This is a genomic window from Streptomyces sp. NPDC002386 (genome assembly GCF_053593175.1).
Genome location: NZ_JBSFBX010000005.1, coordinates 102,360 through 120,696 on the forward strand (window position 1 = coordinate 102,360; position 18,337 = coordinate 120,696).

The 18,337-nt window shown below is 74.5% G+C and carries 18 protein-coding genes; 14 read left to right on the forward strand and 4 right to left on the reverse strand.

Annotated features, from left to right (window positions below):
* Nucleotides 1–12: 12 nt before the first annotated feature.
* Nucleotides 13–588, forward strand: a complete 576-nt coding sequence (locus ACWCPN_RS12440; RefSeq protein ID WP_451204690.1) for a DUF6174 domain-containing protein — start codon at nucleotides 13–15, stop codon at nucleotides 586–588.
* Here ACWCPN_RS12440 and ACWCPN_RS12445 read toward each other — a convergent pair.
* Nucleotides 539–1,090 carry a TetR/AcrR family transcriptional regulator gene (locus ACWCPN_RS12445; RefSeq protein WP_451204692.1) on the reverse strand — a complete coding sequence of 184 codons (552 nt, stop codon included), beginning with the start codon at nucleotides 1,088–1,090 and terminating at the stop codon, nucleotides 539–541. The genes ACWCPN_RS12440 and ACWCPN_RS12445 overlap by 50 nt on opposite strands.
* A 378-nt stretch (nucleotides 1,091–1,468) precedes the next feature.
* Between ACWCPN_RS12445 and ACWCPN_RS12450 the strand changes: the two genes are divergently transcribed.
* Both ACWCPN_RS12450 and ACWCPN_RS12455 read left to right on the forward strand, forming a co-directional pair.
* Complete coding sequence (locus tag ACWCPN_RS12450) at nucleotides 1,469–2,314, forward strand: SGNH/GDSL hydrolase family protein (RefSeq protein ID WP_451204694.1); 846 nt, start codon at nucleotides 1,469–1,471, stop codon at nucleotides 2,312–2,314.
* Nucleotides 2,315–2,410: 96 nt separating this feature from the next.
* A complete protein-coding gene (locus ACWCPN_RS12455) occupies nucleotides 2,411–3,214 on the forward strand; it encodes a maleylpyruvate isomerase family mycothiol-dependent enzyme (protein WP_451204696.1) in 804 nt (267 codons plus the stop codon).
* A 240-nt stretch (nucleotides 3,215–3,454) separates the two neighbouring features.
* On the opposite strand, the gene ACWCPN_RS12460 is transcribed toward ACWCPN_RS12455, so the two are convergent.
* Nucleotides 3,455–4,615 carry a PP2C family protein-serine/threonine phosphatase gene (locus ACWCPN_RS12460; RefSeq protein ID WP_451204698.1) on the reverse strand — a complete coding sequence of 387 codons (1,161 nt, stop codon included), beginning with the start codon at nucleotides 4,613–4,615 and terminating at the stop codon, nucleotides 3,455–3,457.
* 193 nt (nucleotides 4,616–4,808) lie between these two features.
* On the opposite strand from ACWCPN_RS12460, the gene ACWCPN_RS12465 reads away from it, so the two are divergent.
* From ACWCPN_RS12465 to ACWCPN_RS12480, 4 genes are all read left to right on the forward strand, one after another.
* Nucleotides 4,809–6,074, forward strand: coding sequence for a glycosyltransferase family 4 protein (locus tag ACWCPN_RS12465; protein WP_451204700.1), 1,266 nt, complete (start codon nucleotides 4,809–4,811; stop codon nucleotides 6,072–6,074).
* Complete coding sequence (locus ACWCPN_RS12470; RefSeq protein WP_451204702.1) at nucleotides 6,071–6,892, forward strand: transferase; 822 nt, start codon at nucleotides 6,071–6,073, stop codon at nucleotides 6,890–6,892. The genes ACWCPN_RS12465 and ACWCPN_RS12470 overlap by 4 nt, the downstream gene beginning before the upstream one ends.
* Before the next feature lie 95 nt (nucleotides 6,893–6,987).
* Nucleotides 6,988–7,746 (forward strand): IclR family transcriptional regulator domain-containing protein, encoded by a 759-nt coding sequence (locus tag ACWCPN_RS12475; protein ID WP_199213165.1) that lies wholly within the window; start codon nucleotides 6,988–6,990, stop codon nucleotides 7,744–7,746.
* A gap of 258 nt (nucleotides 7,747–8,004) precedes the next feature.
* Nucleotides 8,005–9,111, forward strand: coding sequence for a PP2C family protein-serine/threonine phosphatase (locus ACWCPN_RS12480; RefSeq protein WP_451205264.1), 1,107 nt, complete (start codon nucleotides 8,005–8,007; stop codon nucleotides 9,109–9,111).
* 32 nt (nucleotides 9,112–9,143) lie between these two features.
* On the opposite strand, the gene ACWCPN_RS12485 is transcribed toward ACWCPN_RS12480, so the two are convergent.
* On the reverse strand, nucleotides 9,144–9,569 hold the full coding sequence (locus ACWCPN_RS12485; protein WP_451204703.1) for an ATP-binding protein: 426 nt from the start codon (nucleotides 9,567–9,569) through the stop codon (nucleotides 9,144–9,146).
* Nucleotides 9,570–9,769: 200 nt separating this feature from the next.
* Between ACWCPN_RS12485 and ACWCPN_RS12490 the strand changes: the two genes are divergently transcribed.
* Nucleotides 9,770–10,537: an IclR family transcriptional regulator gene (locus ACWCPN_RS12490; protein ID WP_199213167.1), complete on the forward strand. Its 768-nt coding sequence runs from the start codon at nucleotides 9,770–9,772 to the stop codon at nucleotides 10,535–10,537.
* A 45-nt stretch (nucleotides 10,538–10,582) separates the two neighbouring features.
* Nucleotides 10,583–12,097 (forward strand): glycerol kinase GlpK, encoded by a 1,515-nt coding sequence (glpK, locus tag ACWCPN_RS12495; protein WP_451204705.1) that lies wholly within the window; start codon nucleotides 10,583–10,585, stop codon nucleotides 12,095–12,097.
* Nucleotides 12,098–12,141: 44 nt separating this feature from the next.
* On the opposite strand, the gene ACWCPN_RS12500 is transcribed toward glpK, so the two are convergent.
* Entirely contained in the window at nucleotides 12,142–12,933 is a 792-nt protein-coding gene (locus ACWCPN_RS12500) for an SDR family NAD(P)-dependent oxidoreductase (RefSeq protein ID WP_451205267.1), read from the reverse strand.
* Nucleotides 12,934–13,015: 82 nt separating this feature from the next.
* Between ACWCPN_RS12500 and ACWCPN_RS12505 the strand changes: the two genes are divergently transcribed.
* The 5 genes from ACWCPN_RS12505 to ACWCPN_RS12525 all read left to right on the forward strand — a co-directional run bounded on the left by ACWCPN_RS12505 (nucleotide 13,016) and on the right by ACWCPN_RS12525 (nucleotide 18,320).
* Nucleotides 13,016–13,621 (forward strand): TetR/AcrR family transcriptional regulator, encoded by a 606-nt coding sequence (locus ACWCPN_RS12505; RefSeq protein WP_451204707.1) that lies wholly within the window; start codon nucleotides 13,016–13,018, stop codon nucleotides 13,619–13,621.
* 133 nt (nucleotides 13,622–13,754) lie between these two features.
* Complete coding sequence (locus tag ACWCPN_RS12510; RefSeq protein ID WP_451205270.1) at nucleotides 13,755–14,441, forward strand: FadR/GntR family transcriptional regulator; 687 nt, start codon at nucleotides 13,755–13,757, stop codon at nucleotides 14,439–14,441.
* Complete coding sequence (locus ACWCPN_RS12515) at nucleotides 14,438–15,865, forward strand: hypothetical protein (RefSeq protein ID WP_451204709.1); 1,428 nt, start codon at nucleotides 14,438–14,440, stop codon at nucleotides 15,863–15,865. Before ACWCPN_RS12510 ends, ACWCPN_RS12515 begins: the two co-directional genes overlap by 4 nt.
* On the forward strand, nucleotides 15,862–17,694 hold the full coding sequence (locus tag ACWCPN_RS12520; protein WP_451204711.1) for a GMC family oxidoreductase N-terminal domain-containing protein: 1,833 nt from the start codon (nucleotides 15,862–15,864) through the stop codon (nucleotides 17,692–17,694). Before ACWCPN_RS12515 ends, ACWCPN_RS12520 begins: the two co-directional genes overlap by 4 nt.
* A gap of 59 nt (nucleotides 17,695–17,753) precedes the next feature.
* Nucleotides 17,754–18,320, forward strand: a complete 567-nt coding sequence (locus ACWCPN_RS12525; RefSeq protein WP_451204713.1) for a hypothetical protein — start codon at nucleotides 17,754–17,756, stop codon at nucleotides 18,318–18,320.
* Nucleotides 18,321–18,337: the final 17 nt, after the last annotated feature.

Below are 18,337 nucleotides of genomic sequence, written 5' to 3' on the forward strand. Positions count from 1 at the left end.
GAAAGGCGCCCCATGACACGCGTACGTCCGACATCCCGCTCCCCGCTGCCGCGCCTCGCGTTGATCGCGGGGCTGGTCTGCGCGGCCGCCGCCTGCCAGGGACCGACCGTGTCCACCCAGCCGGAGCCGACCGCCGGCACCACCTGGCGGGAGCCGTCCGCCTACACGTACACCCTGCGCTCGACCGGCGGGGAGCGAGCGCTGATCGGCACGTTCCGGGTGAGCGTGCGGGCGGGAAAGGTGGTGCGCGCGACCGGTCTGGACGCGGAGAGCCGGGCCGTGGTCCGGCGCTCGCCCATGATCGTGCCCACCATCGGCGCGCTGGTGCGCGAGCTGAAGCGGGCGCGGCGCGACGGCGCGGAGCGGGCCGAGGCGGAGTACGCGTCCGCCGGGTATCCCCGCCGGATCACCGTGGACGGGTCGGCCGACGCCGTCGACGACGAGGTCCGTTACGAGGTGAGCGACTACACGCCCGGCGGCAGTCGACCCGGCGTGGGCCGGGCACCGTTCGCGAAGGAGGCGCGAGCCCGGGAGTCCGTCAGGCGCGGGGGGTCAGGACCTCCTGGAGGAGCGCGCCGTAGCGGGTGATGAGTTCCTTGCGGTCGGTGCGGAGCAGGCCCTCGTCCCGGGCCACCCACAGTCCGTAGAGCAGTCCGCCGGACATCGACGCCGCGAGCCGGGCGCGCAGGTCGGCGTCGGGTCCGCGCAGCCGGTCGCGCAGGGGCGCGATGAGCACCTTCTCGTGGGTCTCGCGCAGCCGGTCGAGGATCTGCGGTTCGCCGCTGCCGTGCACCAGGGCCAGGAAGATCCCCCGGGCGGTGCCGTCGAGATCGAGGAGGAGTTCGGCCAGCCGCTCGCCCAGCCGGTCGAGCGGTACGTCGAACAGGGGCTCGCTGTCGATCGCCAGGTGCATCGTCTCCAGGAACAGCAGTTCCTTGCTCTTGAAGTGACGGATCACCAGCGCCGGATCGGTCCCGGCGGCCGCCGCGATCCGGCGGACGGTGGTCCTGGCGAATCCCCGGTCCCGGAACAGACGGGCGGCGGCCTCGTGGATGGCGTCACGGGTGGAGGAACCGGAACCGGTCAGCATGCGGCACAGCCTATGCGGCTGCCCGCCCGGCTTCGCGGGCTCTTCCCGACCACGCGGCGAACAGGGCGGGAACCGGCCCCTCACCGGCTGGAAGATCGAGTTACGTGAGCGTTTCAAGAAGTTCGGTCAACATTGTTGACTCGCCGCTGCGGCGCCCGCACATTACCTATCGGTAGAACCGTCCGGTAATCCCGTGACGGTCCTTCACGGCCGTCGGTGTGCGCCGCTGCGCCCACGCTTCGCCGGCCGGCGCTCCCCCCTGCTCGAGCCGCCCCGTTCTCGCGCACCAGGTCCGCGGGCACCGCTGTGCCCGCGTGCTCCCCACGCGCCCCCACCGAGAAGAGAGAGCAGATACTCATGCCCGCATTGCGCCGTGTCATGACCGCGACAGCAGCCGCCGCCGGCGCGCTGGCGCTCGGCCTCACCGGTACCACCGCCCAGGCCACCACGCCGCTGAACTACGCGGCCCTCGGAGACAGTTACAGCGCCGCCTCGGGCGTCCTGCCCGTTGACCTCTCCAGCCCGCTCTGCCTGCGTTCCACGGCGAACTACCCGCACGTCCTCGCGTCCCGGACCGGCGCCCGCCTGACGGACGTCACCTGCGGCGCCGCCCGGACCAAGGACTTCACCGCGTCCCAGTACCCCGGCGTCGCGCCGCAGGCGAACGCCGTCACGGCCGACACCGACCTGGTGACCCTGACGATCGGCGGCAACGACAACGGCACCTTCATCAACGCCATCCTGTCCTGCGGCACCGCCGGCGTCCTCACCGGCGGCAAGGGCAGCCCCTGCAAGGACAAGTACGGGACCTCCTTCGACGACGCGATCGACGCGAACACCTACCCCGCCCTCAAGCAGGCCCTCGGCAGCGTCCGGGCCAAGGCGCCGGGGGCCCGCGTGGCCGTGCTCGGCTACCCGTGGATCACGCCCGCCGCCGCCGACCCGGACTGCTTCGTCAAACTGCCCATCGCCTCCGGCGACGTCCCCTACCTGCACGCCATGCAGGCCCATCTCAACGCCGTCGTCCGGCGCGCCGCCGAGGAGGCCGGGGCGACGTACGTCGACTTCGCCCAGGCGTCCGCGGGCCACGACGCCTGCCAGGCCGTCGGCACCCGCTGGATCGAACCGCTGCTGTTCGGGCGGAACATCGTCCCCGTCCACCCCAACGCCCTGGGAGAACAGCGCATGGCCGAGCGCACCATGACCGTCCTCGGACTCGGCTGACCGACCGCCGGCCGGCCCGGCTTGCCTTCGAGCGGACTCCAGCGTCCACACTGGGCCCGACGGAATCCGCAACCGGGACGAGGACGGGCGCAGCCGATGGACACGACGAGCAGGACAGGGCACCCGCTGCCGTACGACACCTACCGTGAGGCGATCGCACGCGAGACGCTCCGCTTCACCGAGGCGGTCGACGGCGCCGACCCCACGAGCGCGGTGCCCTCGTGCCCCGACTGGACCCTGGCCGACCTCACCCGGCACGTGGGTGCGCTGCAGCGCTGGTTCTGCACGCTGCTGACCCGGCTGGCGCAGGAGCCGCCCCGCTCCCGTGACGTGGAGCTGGGGCTGCCGGACAGCGCCGCCGCGTACCCCGGCTGGGTGGCGGCCGGGGTGCCGGCGGTGGCGGCCGTGCTGCGGGACACCGATCCCGAGGCGCCGATGTGGGCCTGGGGTGAGGACCAGCACGCGCGGTTCTGGGCCCGCCGCATGCTCTTCGAGACACTCGTGCACCGGGTGGACGCGGAGCGCGCCGCCGGCCTGGATCCGGACATCGACAGCGCGCTGGCCGCGGACGGCGTCGACGAGTTCCTCGTCAACCTGCCCCACGCGGGCCTCTTCGCCCCCGGCGTGCGGGAACTGCGGGGCGACGGCGAGACCATCGCCTTCAGGTGCGCCGACACCGGCGAGGAATGGCGGGTCCGGCTGGACCCGGACGGCTTCCGCCCGCTGCCGCCCGCGGCGGACGGCGCCGACCGGCCCGAACCGTGCGCCGCCGCGGTGTCCGCACCGGCGGCGGACCTGCTGCTCCTGCTCTACGGCCGCAGGACGCACGAGGAGCCCGGCTTCGACGTCTCGGGCGACGCCGAGGCCCTCGGCCACTGGTTCGCCCACACGGCCTTCTGATCCGGCCGCCGGTGCCCAGGAGCCCGTCCGACCATGCGCGCCTGCCGCGCGGCGTCGGACAGGCCCTAGGGCCTGTCTGACAATTCCCGCCTGCCGCGCGACGCCATGCACGCACTCTCGCCGCACCGGCCCCAGACCCAAGTACGTCCAGTACGCGGCCCTGGAGCCGGCCCGCCGAGAGCACGCACCTGACGCCGCGCGGCCGCCCTTCGGGCGACGACGCGAATTGTCAGACAGGCCCTAGGGGGCCCTCGGCTCGCCGGAGAGCAGACAGGCGGCCAGCGCCGCCGTGTCGTCCTGCAGGCAGTCGCCGCTGTAGTCCAGCAGGTCGTGGTGGAGCCGGTCCAGCAGCTCCCCGGGCGGCAGCGGACCCCACAGGCGCAGCCGCTCGGTCAGCGGGTAGAAGGCGCCGGCCGCGTCCCGTGTCTCGGTGACCCCGTCCGTGTACAGCAGGAGCTGGTCACCGGGCCGGAACGGGTAGGCGTCCACGTGATACGCGTCCCCGACCAGCACGCCGAGGTTCAGCGGCGGCGCCGACCGGCCCCGGTCCAGCTCGCGCACCTCCCCGGGAAGGATGAGCAGCGGCGGCGGATGGCCGCAGTTGACGACGCGGACGACCTGGCCCTCGCCGGGGATCTCGGCGAACACGGCGGTCACGAACCGCTCGCCCGCGTCGTTCCCGCCGAGCTGCGACGCCCGGCGGCTCATGCTCGTCTCCACCCGGTCGGCCAGGGCGGCCAGATCGGGCTCGTCGTGCGCCGCCTCGCGGAACGCGCCGAGCAGCGCGGCCGCGGTCTCCACCGCGAGCAGCCCCTTGCCGCGTACGTCGCCGATGAGCAGCCGGACCCCGAACCGGGTCGGCACGGCCTCGTACAGGTCGCCGCCGATGCGGGCCTCCGCAGCCGCCGAGAGGTACAGGCTCTCCAGGCGGAGGTTGCCGATCCGGTGCGGCACCGGCCGGAGCAGGACCCGCTGCGCGATGTCGGCCACGAAGCGGACGTCCGCCAGGGTGCGCTCGCGGTGGACGCGGTGCGTGGCCAGGATCGTGCCGAGGGCGCCGACCAGAGCGGTGCACACGTACGCGGCCACGTAATGGCGCTCCCACAGGTAGCCCACCTGCCGGCCCGCGCAGCACGGGGTGCCGGCCAGCACCCCTTCGAGGAACACGGCGAACGCGGTGGCGGCGACCACGACGACCGGCCGGTGGGCGAAGGCGGTCACCAGCGGCAGCGCGATCAGCACGAAACTCACCGGCCACTGCACGGGGGTGACGGGTTCGAGCAGCAGCACGGCCGCGACGAACATGACCGGCAGCCAGCGCATCCAGGCCGGGGCCGCCGGTAAGCCGATCCGCGAGACCGTGCCGTCCACCGGGCCGTGACCGGCACGTCCGTGCTTCACCCCTCGCACCCGCCACTCCCGTCACACGATCCCGACCGGGACCCAGCCTGGTGCGCGGGGCCCCGGCGCACCGGTCATTGCTCCACCCAGCGGCATGTTCCACCGTCCGCCGGCGGCGCACCGGCCCGGCGTCCGGAGACACGAACTGATAACAGCGCACAACTGGATCGCGGTTGACGCGGTCTGCACCGGCATGAAGATCTCTTTCCTGCTCCACAACGCCTACGGCATCGGGGGGACGATCACCACGACGTTCAACCTGGCCCAGGCACTGGCCGAGCGGCACGACGTGGAGATCGTCTCCGTGTTACGGCACCGCGAGCGCCCCCAGATCACCCCCGACCCACGGGTGAGCCTGCGGCCGCTGGTCGACCTGCGGCAGGAGAAGGACCACGCGTCGCACCGCGAACCGGCGAGGGTGTTCCCCTCCGCCGAGTACCGCTACCGCCAGTACAGCCGGCTCACGGACGAGCGGATCGCCGAGTGCCTGGCGGCCACCGACGCCGACGTGGTCGTCGGCACCCGGCCGGGACTCAACGTGCACCTCGCGCTCCAGGCCCCCGACCGGGTGCTGCGCGTCGGCCAGGAGCACCTCACGCTCGACAACCATCCGGCACCGCTGCGCACCGCGCTGCGCCGGGCCTACCGGCGCCTCGACGTGCTCACCACGGTCACCGAGGCGGACGCCGACGACTACCGGCGCAGGATGCACCTGCCCGGCGTCCGCGTCGAGGTCCTGCCGAACAGCGTGCCCGACCCCGTGCTGCCGCCCGCCGACGGCCACGCGAAGATGATCGTGGCGGCCGGCCGGCTCGTCCCGGTGAAACGCTACGACCTGCTCATCCAGGCGTTCGCCCGGGTCGCCGGCGAGTACCCCGACTGGCACCTGCGCATCTACGGGGCCGGCGAACAGCGGGACGCGCTGCGGGCCCGCATCGAGCGGCTCGGACTGAGCAACAACGCCTTCCTGATGGGCCCGGCGGCGCCCATGGAGGCGGAGTGGGTCAAGGCGTCCATCGGCGTGTCCACCTCCTCCTTCGAACCGTTCGGCATGACCATCGTCGAGGCCATGCGCTGCGGACTGCCGGTCGTGAGCACCGACTGCCCCTACGGCCCCGCCGAGATCATCGAGGACGGGGTGGACGGCCGGCTGGTGCCGGTCGGCGACCGGGACCGGCTGGGCTCGGCGCTGCTGGAGCTGGTCCGCGACGACGAGCGCCGCCGGGCCATGGGACGAGCGGCCGCCGAGAACGCCCGCCGCTTCGCTCCCCGGAGCGTGGTGGCGCAGGCGGAGCGCCTGCTGGAGGAGGCCATCGCGGCCCGGTCGGCGGGCCGGTGCGCCACGGCGGCACCGCGCGACGTGCGGCGGAACCTGATGAGCCACGGGTTCGCGGCCCGCGACATCGCGCACACCGCCACCGGGCGGGTGCTGAGGACTCTGCGCAGGGGGCAGCGGTGACCACGGAGAACGGCGCCGGAGCGCGCGTGAACTGCGTCGTGGACGCCGAGGGCCGCATGACCCTCGAACTGCCGACGGCCGCGGGGGCTCTTCGGCCGCACCTGCTGCTGCGGCTGCGGCCGAAGAAGGGGGACCCCGTCATCGTCCGCAGGATCGTTCCCCTCGAAGCCGCGGGGAACGGACCCGCGCGTGCCGTGCTGGAACCCCTGCCCGCCCTGGAGGAGGGCCGCTGGGACGCGTTCCTGCTGGACGGACCCGACGACACCGCACCCGTACGGCTCCGGCCCGGCCTTCGCGACCTGCGGGCCCTTGTCGACGGACACCTCAGGGCCCGGCCGTCCCCGGTGGCGGTGCGGATCCCGTACGTGACCAAGGAGGGCTATCTCGCGGTGCGGGCCTGGCTGCGCACGGCCCACGCGGAGGCCGGCCGGATCGACGTCGGCGACCGGTCGACGACGGTCACCGCCCGGCTGCACGGCGCCACCTTCGAGGACGGCGCCGTCGTCCGCCTGCGGCCGCGGGGGAGCGACGCCCCCGGGCACGAGGTGCGGCCGGTGACCGACGGAGACCGGCGGGGCTTCGGCTTCACCCTCGACCACGAGGCCCTGGCCGCCGCCACCACCGCCGAGGGCGGCATCTGGGACGTCTTCGTCCACCCCGCGGCGGACGCCGCCCCGGTCCGGGTCGCCCGGCTCCTGGACGACGTGGCGGACCGCAAGGCGTCGTTCGTCCACCCGGGCGCGCGCGCCGCCGGGGCCGTCCTGCGGCCCTACTACACGCTCGACAACGACCTCTCCGTCCGGGTGAGTACGGGCTGACGGCCCGGCGGCCGCGGGGGACACGGGCCGGGGCCGCGCGGCGGGGCCCCGGCCCGTGCCTTGCCCCCGCCGGGCGCCCGGCGCACCCTGTTGCTATGCGCGCGCACGACAGCCCCACGCTGATCACGTCCGTACAGCGCGCCTTCCGCCTGATGGAGGCGGTCAGCGCACACGAGAACGGCGCGCCCGCCAAGCAGCTGGCCCGGGAGACCGGACTGCCCCTCGCCACCGCCTACCACCTGCTGCGGACGCTGGTGCACGACGGATACCTGCGCAAGCTCGACGACGGCGGCTTCGTCCTGGGCGACCGGCTCCAGACGCTGCGCACCACCAGCCGCGCGCAGGTCCTGCTCAACCGGGTCCGGCCGACCCTCGCCGCGCTGCGCGACGAACTGGCCGGCGCCGCCTACCTCACCTTCTACGAGGACGGCGAGATCAGGGTCGCCGAGATCGTCGACGGGCCCCGCGCGCCCCGGGCCGACCTGTGGGTGGGTTTCGAGGACGCGGGCCACGCCACCGCCCTGGGCAAGTCGGTGCTGCGCGAACTGGACGACGAGTCCCGCCGCGACTACCTCTCCCGGCACCACCTCGCCGACCTCACCCCGCGGACCGTCACCAGCCTGACCGAACTGCTCAGGCGGCTCGACTCCGCCCCGCTGGCCCCGGCCGTCACGGACCTCGAGGAGTACTCGCTCGGCACCGTGTGCGTCGCCGTGCCCGTGTACAGCGGGGACACCCTCGGCTCGCTCGGCGTGTCCCTGCCGGTCGAGCGGCTCTCCCGGCTGCCGGAGATCGGTGCCCGGCTGATGCCGACCGCGAGCCGCGTGACCAGATGCCTCTCGCTCACTATCTGAAAACCCGCTCCTTGAAGCGGTTCCGCCGAGCCCTTTTCCTTGAATACGGAAACAAGGCAGGGGACCGGGCAGGGGAGCACCCCGCACAGGCGAGGGACAGCGCGACAGGTGAGCGATTCCGGACAGAACTCGAGCAGGCGCCGGGAGCACGGTGGCGAGCACTGGGCGTCACGGCTGCACAGGGCGGCCGGCCCCGGCGCGTCGGCGCCACGGCGAGCCGCCGCACAGGCGGCGTCCGCGCTTCCGGTGGTGCTCGTCATGGTCATCGTGCTCGTCGACCTGCTGACCGGAGCCGGACTGCCCTGGCTGCCCCTGATGGCGGCGGGGCCCGCGCTGGCGGCCACCACCAACGGGCCGCGCGGTGTCCTGTGCGTCGGTCTCCTCGCCGCGGCGCTGTGCGCGGCCCTCAGCACGGTCTACACCGTGCCGGGCCGTGAGCCGGTGGCCGTGCTGAGCGCCGTGCTGGCGGTCACCGCGGCGAGCGCCCTGGCGAGCGAGCTGCGCGGCCGGCGGGAGCGGGTGCTCGCGGCGGTCCGCTCGGTCGCGGAGGCCGCCCAGCACGCCCTGCTCAAGCCGGTCCCGGAGACCGTCGGCCCGTTCCAGGTGGCGGTCCGCTACAGCGCGGCCGCGGCGGAGGCCCGTATCGGCGGGGACCTCTACGCCCTGGTGCCCACCCCGCACGGCGTCCGGCTGATCGTCGGAGACGTGCGCGGCAAGGGGCTGCCGGCGGTGAGCACCGCCGCGCTGGTCCTCGGTGTCTTCCGCGAGGCCGCCTACGACGAGCCCGACCTGCTGGCCGTCGTCGGCAGGATCGAGCGGAGCCTGGCCCGCAACCTCGGACCGGACGACTTCGTCACCGCCGTGGTCGTGGGCTGTCCGCGGCCCGGGGAACTGGAGGTGGTCAACTGCGGGCACGCGCCCCCGCTGCTGATAACCGAGGCCGGGGAAGTGGAGCCGGTGGAGCCCGTCCGTCCCGCCCCGCCCCTCGGGCTGCGCGCGCTGTCCGGTGAGCATCCCGAGCTGCACCTGCTGCCCTTCGCCGAGGGCGACCAGCTCCTGCTCTACACCGACGGGGTCACCGAGGCCCGCGACCACGCGCGCGAGTTCTACCCGCTGGCCGAAGGCGTGGCGCGGCACGTGTCCGACGAGCCGGCCCGCACCCTGTCCGCGGTGCACGCCGACCTCCTGGCGCACGTGGGCGGCCGGCTGCACGACGACGCGGCCCTGCTGCTGCTCAGGAAGTCGATCGAGGAGCCGGCCGGGAACGAGCCGGACGAGACCGACCACGCGGACGCCGGGCGCGGAGTCGTGCCGGTGCGGTCCGAGGCCGTGCCGGTGGCCGCCACCTGCCGCGGCGGCCGCTGAGCGTGCTGATCAGGCCGCCGCGCGAGCGCTGATCAGGCCGCCGCGAGGTCGGCCCAGCGCGTGCATCCGCCGGGGTGGGTGCGCATGCCGTGCCGGTCGGCCAGGGCGTGCACGATGTCCTCGCCCCGCCCGTGTTCGTCCGGGTCGTCCCAGGCGGGCGACGCCCCCGCCGGCCGGGCCGGCCCCGCGTCGGTGACCTCCACCCGCAGCACCCCGGGACCGTCGCCCGGCACCCACGAAAGCCGCAGCACCGCCGGGGGCAGGGCGTGCACGATCGCGTTGGTCAGCAGCTCCGACACCACCAGCAGCGCGTCCTCGACGATCGCCGGGGACACCTTCCAGCCCGCGAGGATCGCGGCCACCCGCCGGCGTACGACCGAGACGGCCCCGGCGAAGGGCGGCAACACGAAGACCTGCTCGCGGGTCTCCCGCGCCAGCGTATTGAGCTGTACCGCCATGTTGGTCTCCTGGGGGGTGAAGCACTGCGGGCCATGCCGCGCCCCGGCATGTGCCGGGCCTTGTAGGCACGCTAGGGAGGACCGGCGCGCCGGTCAATGAACAGGGGTCGGCATTGCCGAACGCTCCCGCCCGAGCGGGGTTACCGGACGGTCCCGGCGCACGCGGAGCGAATCCCCGGCAACGGTAATAGGCTCGCTTCATGGCCGGTCCGGTCCAGTCGATCGAACGGGCGGCGGCGATTCTGCGCCTGCTCGCCGGTGGGCCCCGACGGCTCGGGCTCGGCGAGGTGGCGGCTTCGCTGGGGCTGGCGAAGGGAACCGCCCACGGCATCCTGCGCACCCTGCAGCACGTGGACTTCGTCGAACAGGACGCGGCGACGGGCAAGTACCAGCTCGGGGCCGCCCTGCTGCACCTCGGCACCAGCTATCTCGACGTCAACGAACTGCGGTCGCGCTCCATCAACTGGGCCGACGCCCTGGCCGCCCGCAGCGGGGAGGCGGTGCGCCTGGGCACCCCGCTGGAGGGCAAGGTCCTGGTCGTCCACCATGTCTTCCGGCCCGACGACAGCCTCCAGACCCTGGACGTGGGCTCGCTGCTGCCGTTGCACGCCTCCTCGCTGGGCAAGGTGCTGCTGGCCTTCGGCACCGCGCCCTTCGAGCAGGCCCTGGAGTCCGGACTGGAGACGTACACCCGGCACACCCTGGTCAGCCCCGAACGGCTCCACCAGGCGCTGGCCGAGGTGCGCGACCACGGATGGGCTGCCGAGATCCAGGAGATGAGCATGGGCGAGGCCGGCATCTCCGTGCCGATCCGGGGACACGGCGGTCTCGTGGTCGGCGCCATCGGGCTGTCCGGGCCGGTCGAAAGGATCTGTGACAACCAGGGCCAGCCCCGGCCGAACCTGATCACCCTGATCCGGGAGGCGGCACGCGCCATCTCCAGAGACCTGGGCGCGGCCCGCTGGTAGTCCCCACCCGCCCCCGACGCGACGCATCGGAAGGTGAACCCGATCATGGTTGACCGGTATGTGATGTCCATCGATCAGGGCACCAATTCCACCCGCTGCATCCTGTTCGACCACCGGGGACGGCTGGTGTCCGTGGCGCAGCGGGAACACGAGCAGCACTTCCCGAAACCCGGCTGGGTGGAGCACGACGCCGTCGAGATATGGCAGAACCTGCGTCGGGTGGTGCCCGAGGCGCTCTCCGGCGTCGGAGTCGAACCGGACCGGATCGCCGCCATCGGACTGGCCAACCAGCGGGAGACGACCGTGCTCTGGGACCGGCGCACCGGCGCGCCGCTGGACCGGGCGATCGTCTGGCAGGACACCCGCACCGAGCCGCTCGTCGAGGCCCTGGGCCGGGACCCCGGCAGGGAGTTCTTCCTCGACCGGTGCGGCCTGCCGCCCTCCACCTACTTCTCGGCGCTGCGCCTGCGCTGGCTGTTCGACCACGTCAAGGGCCTCGAACAGCGCGCCAGGGACGGCGAGGTGCTGTTCGGCACGATGGAGAGCTGGCTGATCTGGAACCTCACCGGGGGCTCCGACGGCGGTCTGCACATCACCGACGCCACCAACGCCAGCCGCACCATGCTGATGAACGTCCGCACCCTCACCTGGGACGACGAACTCCTGGCGTTCTTCGGCGTGCCCCGCGCGATGCTGCCGGAGATCAGGTCCTCCGCGGCGCCCTACGCCGAGTCCCGCGCCCTCCTGCCCGGGGTGTGGATCACGGCGGCCCTCGGCGACCAGCAGGCCGCCCTGTTCGGCCAGACCTGCTTCTCCCCGGGCGAGGCCAAGTGCACCTACGGAACGGGCAGCTTCCTGCTGCTCAACACCGGCACCGAACTGGTCCGGTCCCGGCACGGCCTCCTCACCACCGTCGCCTACCAGATCGGCGACCGGCCACCGGTCTACGCCCTCGAGGGGTCGATCGCCGTCACCGGCTCCCTGGTCCAGTGGTTCCGCGACCGGCTGCGGCTGATCAACAGCGCGCCGGAGATCGAGACCCTGGCGCGGACGGTGGAGGACAACGGCGGCTGCTACATCGTCCCCGCCTTCTCCGGTCTCTTCGCACCCCGCTGGCGCAGCGACGCGCGCGGGGTCATCGTCGGCCTCACCTCGTACATCACCAGCGGTCACCTGGCCCGGGCCGTCCTGGAGGCCACCGGCTGGCAGACCCGGGAGGTCGTCGACGCGATGAACGCCGACTCCTCGGTGCCGCTGCGGGAGCTGAAGGTGGACGGCGGCATGACCGCCAACAACCTGCTGATGCAGTTCGTCGCCGATGTGCTCGACGTCCCGGTGGTGCGGCCCATGGTCGCCGAGACCGTCTCGCTCGGCGCCGCCTACGCCGCCGGACTCGCCGCCGGCTACTGGCCGGACCTGGAGGTCCTGCGCCGCAACTGGCACCGGGCCGCCCAGTGGCTGCCCGACATGGACCCCGCCCTGCGCGACGCGGAGTACGAGGACTGGCAGCGGGCCGTCGAACGCTCCCTGGGCTGGGTCAGACCGCCCCGCTCGTCCTGACCCCGGGCGCGGCGGACGCCCCGGCGCCCGCCGCCCGCCCCCGCTCAGCGGCTCGCGCGCTGCGCCGTCACGATCGTCTCCAGCGTCCGCTCCGCCCCCGCCCTGCGCTGCACCCGCTCCGCGAACCCCGGGAACTGCGACGCGACCCTCGTCAGGAGGCGCAGTTCGAGCGGTGCCACGTTGATCTCCGCGACATCGCGCTCGATCGCCCGGACCACGCCCCTGACCACCTGCTCCGGCGCCACCGTGCGGACACCGCCCGGGGTGGGCGAGCCCGTTTCGGCGAACATCCCCAGCTCGCGCACGAAACCGGGCTGCACGATCGAGACGCCCACACCCGTGCCGTGCAGGTCCTGGCGCAGGGCCAGCGAGAAGCCGCGCAGGCCGAACTTCGTGGCGTTGTACAGCGACGACGACCTGGTCGCCGCCACCCCCGACAGCGAGCCCACGAAGCAGAGGTGGCCGCGCCCGCCGGCCACCATGGCGGGGGCGAGCAGGCGGGCGAGCATCGCGGGCGCGCGCAGGTTCACCGCGAGCGCGCGGTCGATCTGCTCGGGTGTGTAGTCGAGCAGGTCGCCGCTGGACGGCAGCGCCGCGTTGGCGAGCAGGATGTCCGTTCCGGCGGCTTCCTCCGCCAGGCGCGCCACGTCGTCGGCGTCGCCGAGGTCGGCCAGGATCATGCGCGCGCCGTACCGCTCCGCCAGGGGTTCCAGCGCCTCGCGCCGCCGGCCGGTGAGGACGAGCCGCGCGCCGCGCGCGGACAGTTCCGCGGCGAGCGAGCCGCCGATCCCGCCCGTGACCCCGGTCAGCAGAACAGTTGCCCCAGCAATGCGCACGGCCATCCTCCAGAATGTTGTTCGTTCGAACGAACAATAGGCAGGAGGGGAGGCCGTGTCCACTGGTGGAACAATGCGGGGCATGCAGAACGACGCCCCCTCGGCCTCCGCCCCGACGCGCCAGCGCATCATCACCGCCGTCCTGCGGATCATCGGCGAGGACGGCGTCGCGGCCGTGACCAACCGGCGGATCGCCAAGGAGGCGGGAGTCTCGCTCGGCTCGGTCACGTACCACTTCGAGACCCAGCACGATCTGCTGCGGGAGAGTCTGCTGCACTTCGTGCGCGAGGAGGCCCGGCACTTCACCGAGCTGGCCGACCAGTGCCAGACGGACGGCCTCGACATCGCGGACGCGGCCACCCTCGCCGGCCAGGTCGCCTGCGGCGCGGCGCTCGACAGCGCCCATCTGGCGCCGTTCGAGCTGTACCTGCACGCCGGGCGCGACGAACGGCTCCGGGAGTCGGCGGCGGAGGCGTTCCGGGCCTACGACCGGCTCGCCACCCAGATCCTCACCGCGCTGGGCGTCCCGGACGCCGGACGCCTGGCGGCCACCACCGTCGCCCTGGTGATGGGCCTTCAGCTGCGCCGCCTGGCCACCGGCAGCCCCGCGGACGACCTCGCCGACGCCCTGCTGCTCCTCGTGCGCGGAGCCGTCGGGCCCTCGGCCGGGCGCGGTCCCGCGGCCTGACGGGACGCCACGCTCCATACCGGCGGAGCGAGTTGTAGGGCGTTCGGAACTCCGGCCCGTCACGTCATTGCCATTGACGGCGCACGCCGACGTTGGTTGAGTGGCTCATCCACTGAGCCACTGGGAGGACCGCGTGGAGGCACTGCCCCGGGAGACCATCGTCGACGTGCTGGAGGGCCGGCTGCGGGAGGACATCCTCACCGGACGCCATCCCGCGGGCAGTTACCTGCCGCCCGAACGCACCCTCGCCGACGGCTACGGCGTCACCCGCACCACCCTCAAGCACGCCTTCGGGCGACTGACCCAGGCGGGACTGCTGGAGACCCGGCACGGCGTCGGCACCCGGGTGCGCGACTACCTGCGACTCGGCGGTGCCGATCTGCTGCCGATGCTCGTCCGGCACAGCCCCGACTGGATCCGCGAGGTCTTCGAAGTGCGGCGCGGCATCGGGGCGCTGATCGCCGAGCGGGCCGCCGCCCGGGCCGGCGCCCGGCAACGGGCCGAACTGCGCGAGCTGCTCGCGGCCGTCGGGGACGCGGCGGACACCGACGCCGTGCAGCTCGCGGACATCGAGGTCCACCGGGCCCTCGCCCGCGCCACCGGCAACCGCGTCTACGTCCTGCTGACCAACACCCTCTTCAACGCCTACCTGCCGGTCCGCGCCGCGCTCAGCGGTCCGTTCACCGACGCCGGCGTGGCCCGCGAACGCCTGGCGCCGGTGGTCGGGGCGGTCCTGGCCGGTGACCGGGCCGGCGCCCGGAGCGCGGCCGAGCGGTACCTGGCCACGACCGAACGGATCATGCTGGAGGACCTCGCATGAGCGACGGCACCCGCGGCCGCTCCGGCACGGCCGCCCGCGGCACCTCCTTCGCCGAGACGATGCTCGGCACGCTGCGGCTCGACGGCGAGGACCGCGCCCGCCGGATCCGCCTCGACCTGGCGGTCCGCGCGGACCGGCCGCTGCGACTCCTCGGTACGACCGAGGCCCGCGCCACCGGACGGATACGGGTGGCCGGCTGGGCCGACGACCCGTGCGCCGAGGGTGAGCTGGAGATCTCGCCGGTGGCCCGCCGCCGCATCCACTACCGCCTCGCGTTCGGCGCCGGCGGCCGCCGGCTCACCCTCGACGGCTGGAAGTCGGTCACCGCGCTGAGGCCCGTCGCCTCGATGACCGTGCTGCCGTACACCCTCCTGGAGGACGGACGGCGAATCGGCACCGGCACGCTCCGATTCCCGCTCGGCACCCAGCTCCTGCCGTTCCTGGCGAGCTTCCGCTTCCCGCGGACCGGGAACCGAGGAACCTTCCTCGCGCCCCGCTGGCGCGGCGAGCCCGGCCGTACCGAGGTCTGGTACACCACCCTCACCGACCCGGAGAGCGGCAGCGGACTGTGGCTGCACCACGAACTGACCGCGCCCGCCGACGGATCCCGGCCGTACGCGCACGGCTGGGCCGCCGTGTTCCCCAAGGACGGCCCCGTGCGGCACGCCCGCTTCGGCCCAGCCGCATGGACACCCGGAACGACCGGCTTCCACGCCGCCGGGGCCACGGCCGAACCGGGGCGCCTGACCGGCACCGCCGAGGACGGAGCCCTGCACTGGGACCTCACCGAACGTCCCACGGACGAGCCGCTGTTCACCTTCCCCCGCTGGTCCTGGCGCCGCCCCCTGCTGCCGGCCGCCCAGATGCTCCCCGCCGCCCGCGCCGCCTACGACGGCACCTTCACCCACGACGGCACCACGCTGACCCTCACCGCGGCCCCCGGCGCCTCCGCCCGGATCTACGGCCACGGCAACGCCCGCCGCTGGGCCTGGCTGCACGCCGACCTCGGCGGTGGCGACGTCCTGGAGATCGTCGCCGCCGTCTCCACGCGCCCGGGTCTGCGCAGGCTTCCGCCGCTGGTCTTCCTGCGGCTGCGCCGCTCCGGCCGCACCTGGCCCCGCCGCCCCGAACGGGCGGCCGTCGGCTGGGCCGGCGCGGGCCGGTTCCGGGCCGGCCTCGACCTGCCCACCTGGACGGTCACCGGCCGCAGCGGCCTGCGCCGCATCCGGGTCGAGGTCACCCAGCCCCCGGAGGGCACCCTCGCCCTCGACTACACCGACCCCGACGGCAGCCACGCGACCTGCCGCAACAGCGAACGCGCCGACGCACACGTGCTGCTGGAGCGGTGGTGGGCAGGCGGCTGGCGCACCGAGGCCGAGTGGACGCTCGACGGCACGGCCCACGCGGAGGTGGGCACCCGATGAGCCTCACCGGACTGGTGTCCGCCCTCCTCGCCGACGACGGCGGCGCCGACTGGCCCCGGCGCGTCCCCGGCAGACTCCGCACGGTCCTCTCGGCGATGCCGCTGCCCGCCCGGGCCGGCCTCCGGGCGGCGGCCGGCGCCGTCGACGCCTACGCCGTGGCGCGCACCGGACGCACCCTGGACACCCTCGGCGCGCCCGAGAGGCAGTCCGTCCTGGACGAACTGGGCGCACGGCCCGCCCTGCTGCCGCTGCTGGACGTCCTCAAGGTGCCCGTCCTCCTGGCGGCCGGAACCGAGCGGATGCTCCAGGACGGGCCCGCGCCGCGCGGCCCGGCCCGCGAGGACCCGCCGCTCGACCTGACGCCCGCGGCCGACTGGCCCGCCCGGTCGCGTGCCGACGCCGTGGTCGTCGGCTCCGGCGCGGGCGGGGCGATGGCCGCACGGACCCTCGCGCGGGCCGGACTCGACGTCGTCGTCCTCGAAGAGGGCCGGCACCACTCCACCGAGTCCTTCGGCGGGAGCGCGCCCCTCGACCGGTTCACCCGGCTCTACCGGGACGGAGGAGCGACGGTGGCCGTGGGCCGGCCGCCGCTGCTGCTGCCCGTGGGCCGGGCCGTCGGCGGCACCACCGTCGTCAACTCCGGTACCTGCTACCGCACTCCCGGCCATGTCCTCGCCCACTGGAGCCGGGAGCTGGGGTTCACGCTCGCCGACGGCTTCGACCGGCACCTGGACGAGGTCGAGCGCACCCTGAGAGTGGCGGCCCAGCCCACCGACGTCCTGGGGAACAACGGCCGACTCGCCCTCGCCGGCGCCCGCGAACTCGGCTGGCGGGCCGCGCCGCTGCGCCGCAACGCACCCGGCTGCCGGGGTTCCTGCCAGTGCGTGGTGGGCTGCCCGGCCGGCGCCAAACAGAGCGTGCAGCTCTCCGTGCTGCCCGAGGCCTGCGCCGCCGGGGCCCGGATCGTCACCGGTGCCCGGGCCGAGCGCGTCCTCGTCGATCCCGACCGTCCCGGCGGCCCCCGGGCGGCCGGCGTCCGCGTGCGCCGGGCGGACGGCGCGTTCGAGATCCTCGCGCCGCTGGTCGTCGTGGCCGCCGGCGCGCTGGAGTCCCCGCCGCTGCTGCGCCGCTCCGGACTCGGTCGGCACCCCCGCCTCGGCCGCAACCTCAGTGTCCACCCGGCCACGAGCGTCGCGGGACGCTTCGCCGAACCGGTCACCGCGTGGGAGGGCGTGCTGCAGAGCGTCGGCGTGGAGGAACACCACGCCGACGGCATCCTCATCGAGGCCACCGCGACCCCGCCCGGCATGGGCTCCTTCGTCCTCCCCGGGCTGGGCGGCGAGCTGCGCCGCGAACTGGAGGGCGCCGACCGGCTCGCCACACTCGGCGCGATGATCGCCGACCGCCCCTCGGGCCGGGTCCTCGGCCGGGACCGCACCCTGCTCCGCTACGACCTGGACCCCCGCGACGCCGGCCGGCTCATGCGGGCCGTACGGGCCATGGGGGAGCTGCTGTTCGCGGCGGGCGCCGAGGAGGTGCTCACCGGCATCCCCGGCACACCCCGCGTCCGCCGGCTCGCCGAACTGGACGCGCTGCTCGCCCGTACCACGGCGCGGCAGCTCCATCTGTCGGCGTACCACCCCACCGGCACGGTCGCGGCGGGGGCGGATCCCCGGCACTTCCCGGCGGACCCCGCCGGCCGGCTCCGCGGGGTGCACGGGGTCCTGGTCGCCGACGCCTCGGTGCTGCCGAGCTGCCCGCAGGTGAACCCCCAGCTGAGCGTCATGGCGGCGGCCCTGGCGATCACAAAGGCGCACACGGGGGCCTGAGGGGCGACTCGCGGGGCGCGGTCGTTGCCCGGGGTACCCGTGGTCGTCAGCATGGTCGGGTGCTTCTCGTTCCCGGCTGGGTGTGGCAGGGGGGCCCGGTGCGCAGGGCGCTGGGCGCCGGACTGGCCGCGGGTGTGTTCTTCGGCCTGTTCGTCCTCCTGGAGTCCGGAGCCTGGGCGGCCGCCGCCGTCGTCCTCCTGGTGCTGACCCCGCTGCACGGTGTTCGGGTGGCGCGGCGGATGAGCAGGGTCTGGCCCGCCGGCGCGGACCTCGCTCCGGCGGACCGGGCGGCGGTGGTACGGGCCACCCGGAGCGGCGGGACCGTGGCGGACCCCCGGCTCGCGCCCGACGTCGTCCGCCACGCCGAGGCGCTGCGCGTCACCGCGGAGCAGGACCGGCTCCGCCGCTGGGTGATGGTGCTGGTGGCCGTGGTGGCGCTGGCCCTCGCCGGGTACGACACCGTGGCCGGGACGGAGCGGGAGGCCCTGGTGTCGTGGCTGGTGGTCGCCCTGGTGGCGCTGGATCTGGTCTGGTGGCCCCGGCGGCGGGACCGCCTGATGGCCAGGGTGGGGCGCGCCGAGGCGGCGGCCCGCGCGCCGGAGCGGCGCGACGCGCCGGGCGGGTGAGGGACCCGTGCCCGGCG

Excerpts from the sequence above, each read along its gene's own strand:
- ACWCPN_RS12440 (WP_451204690.1), top strand. The coding sequence starts at position 13 with ATGACACGCGTACGTCCGACATCCCGCTCCCCGCTGCCGCGCCTCGCG.
- ACWCPN_RS12445 (WP_451204692.1), bottom strand. The coding sequence starts at position 1,090 with ATGCTGACCGGTTCCGGTTCCTCCACCCGTGACGCCATCCACGAGGCC.
- ACWCPN_RS12450 (WP_451204694.1), top strand. The coding sequence starts at position 1,469 with ATGACCGCGACAGCAGCCGCCGCCGGCGCGCTGGCGCTCGGCCTCACC.
- ACWCPN_RS12455 (WP_451204696.1), top strand. The coding sequence starts at position 2,411 with ATGGACACGACGAGCAGGACAGGGCACCCGCTGCCGTACGACACCTAC.
- ACWCPN_RS12465 (WP_451204700.1), top strand. The coding sequence starts at position 4,809 with ATGAAGATCTCTTTCCTGCTCCACAACGCCTACGGCATCGGGGGGACG.
- ACWCPN_RS12475 (WP_199213165.1), top strand. The coding sequence starts at position 6,988 with ATGCGCGCGCACGACAGCCCCACGCTGATCACGTCCGTACAGCGCGCC.
- ACWCPN_RS12480 (WP_451205264.1), top strand. The coding sequence starts at position 8,005 with ATGGTCATCGTGCTCGTCGACCTGCTGACCGGAGCCGGACTGCCCTGG.
- ACWCPN_RS12485 (WP_451204703.1), bottom strand. The coding sequence starts at position 9,569 with ATGGCGGTACAGCTCAATACGCTGGCGCGGGAGACCCGCGAGCAGGTC.
- ACWCPN_RS12490 (WP_199213167.1), top strand. The coding sequence starts at position 9,770 with ATGGCCGGTCCGGTCCAGTCGATCGAACGGGCGGCGGCGATTCTGCGC.
- glpK (WP_451204705.1), top strand. The coding sequence starts at position 10,583 with ATGGTTGACCGGTATGTGATGTCCATCGATCAGGGCACCAATTCCACC.
- ACWCPN_RS12505 (WP_451204707.1), top strand. The coding sequence starts at position 13,016 with ATGCAGAACGACGCCCCCTCGGCCTCCGCCCCGACGCGCCAGCGCATC.
- ACWCPN_RS12515 (WP_451204709.1), top strand. The coding sequence starts at position 14,438 with ATGAGCGACGGCACCCGCGGCCGCTCCGGCACGGCCGCCCGCGGCACC.
- ACWCPN_RS12520 (WP_451204711.1), top strand. The coding sequence starts at position 15,862 with ATGAGCCTCACCGGACTGGTGTCCGCCCTCCTCGCCGACGACGGCGGC.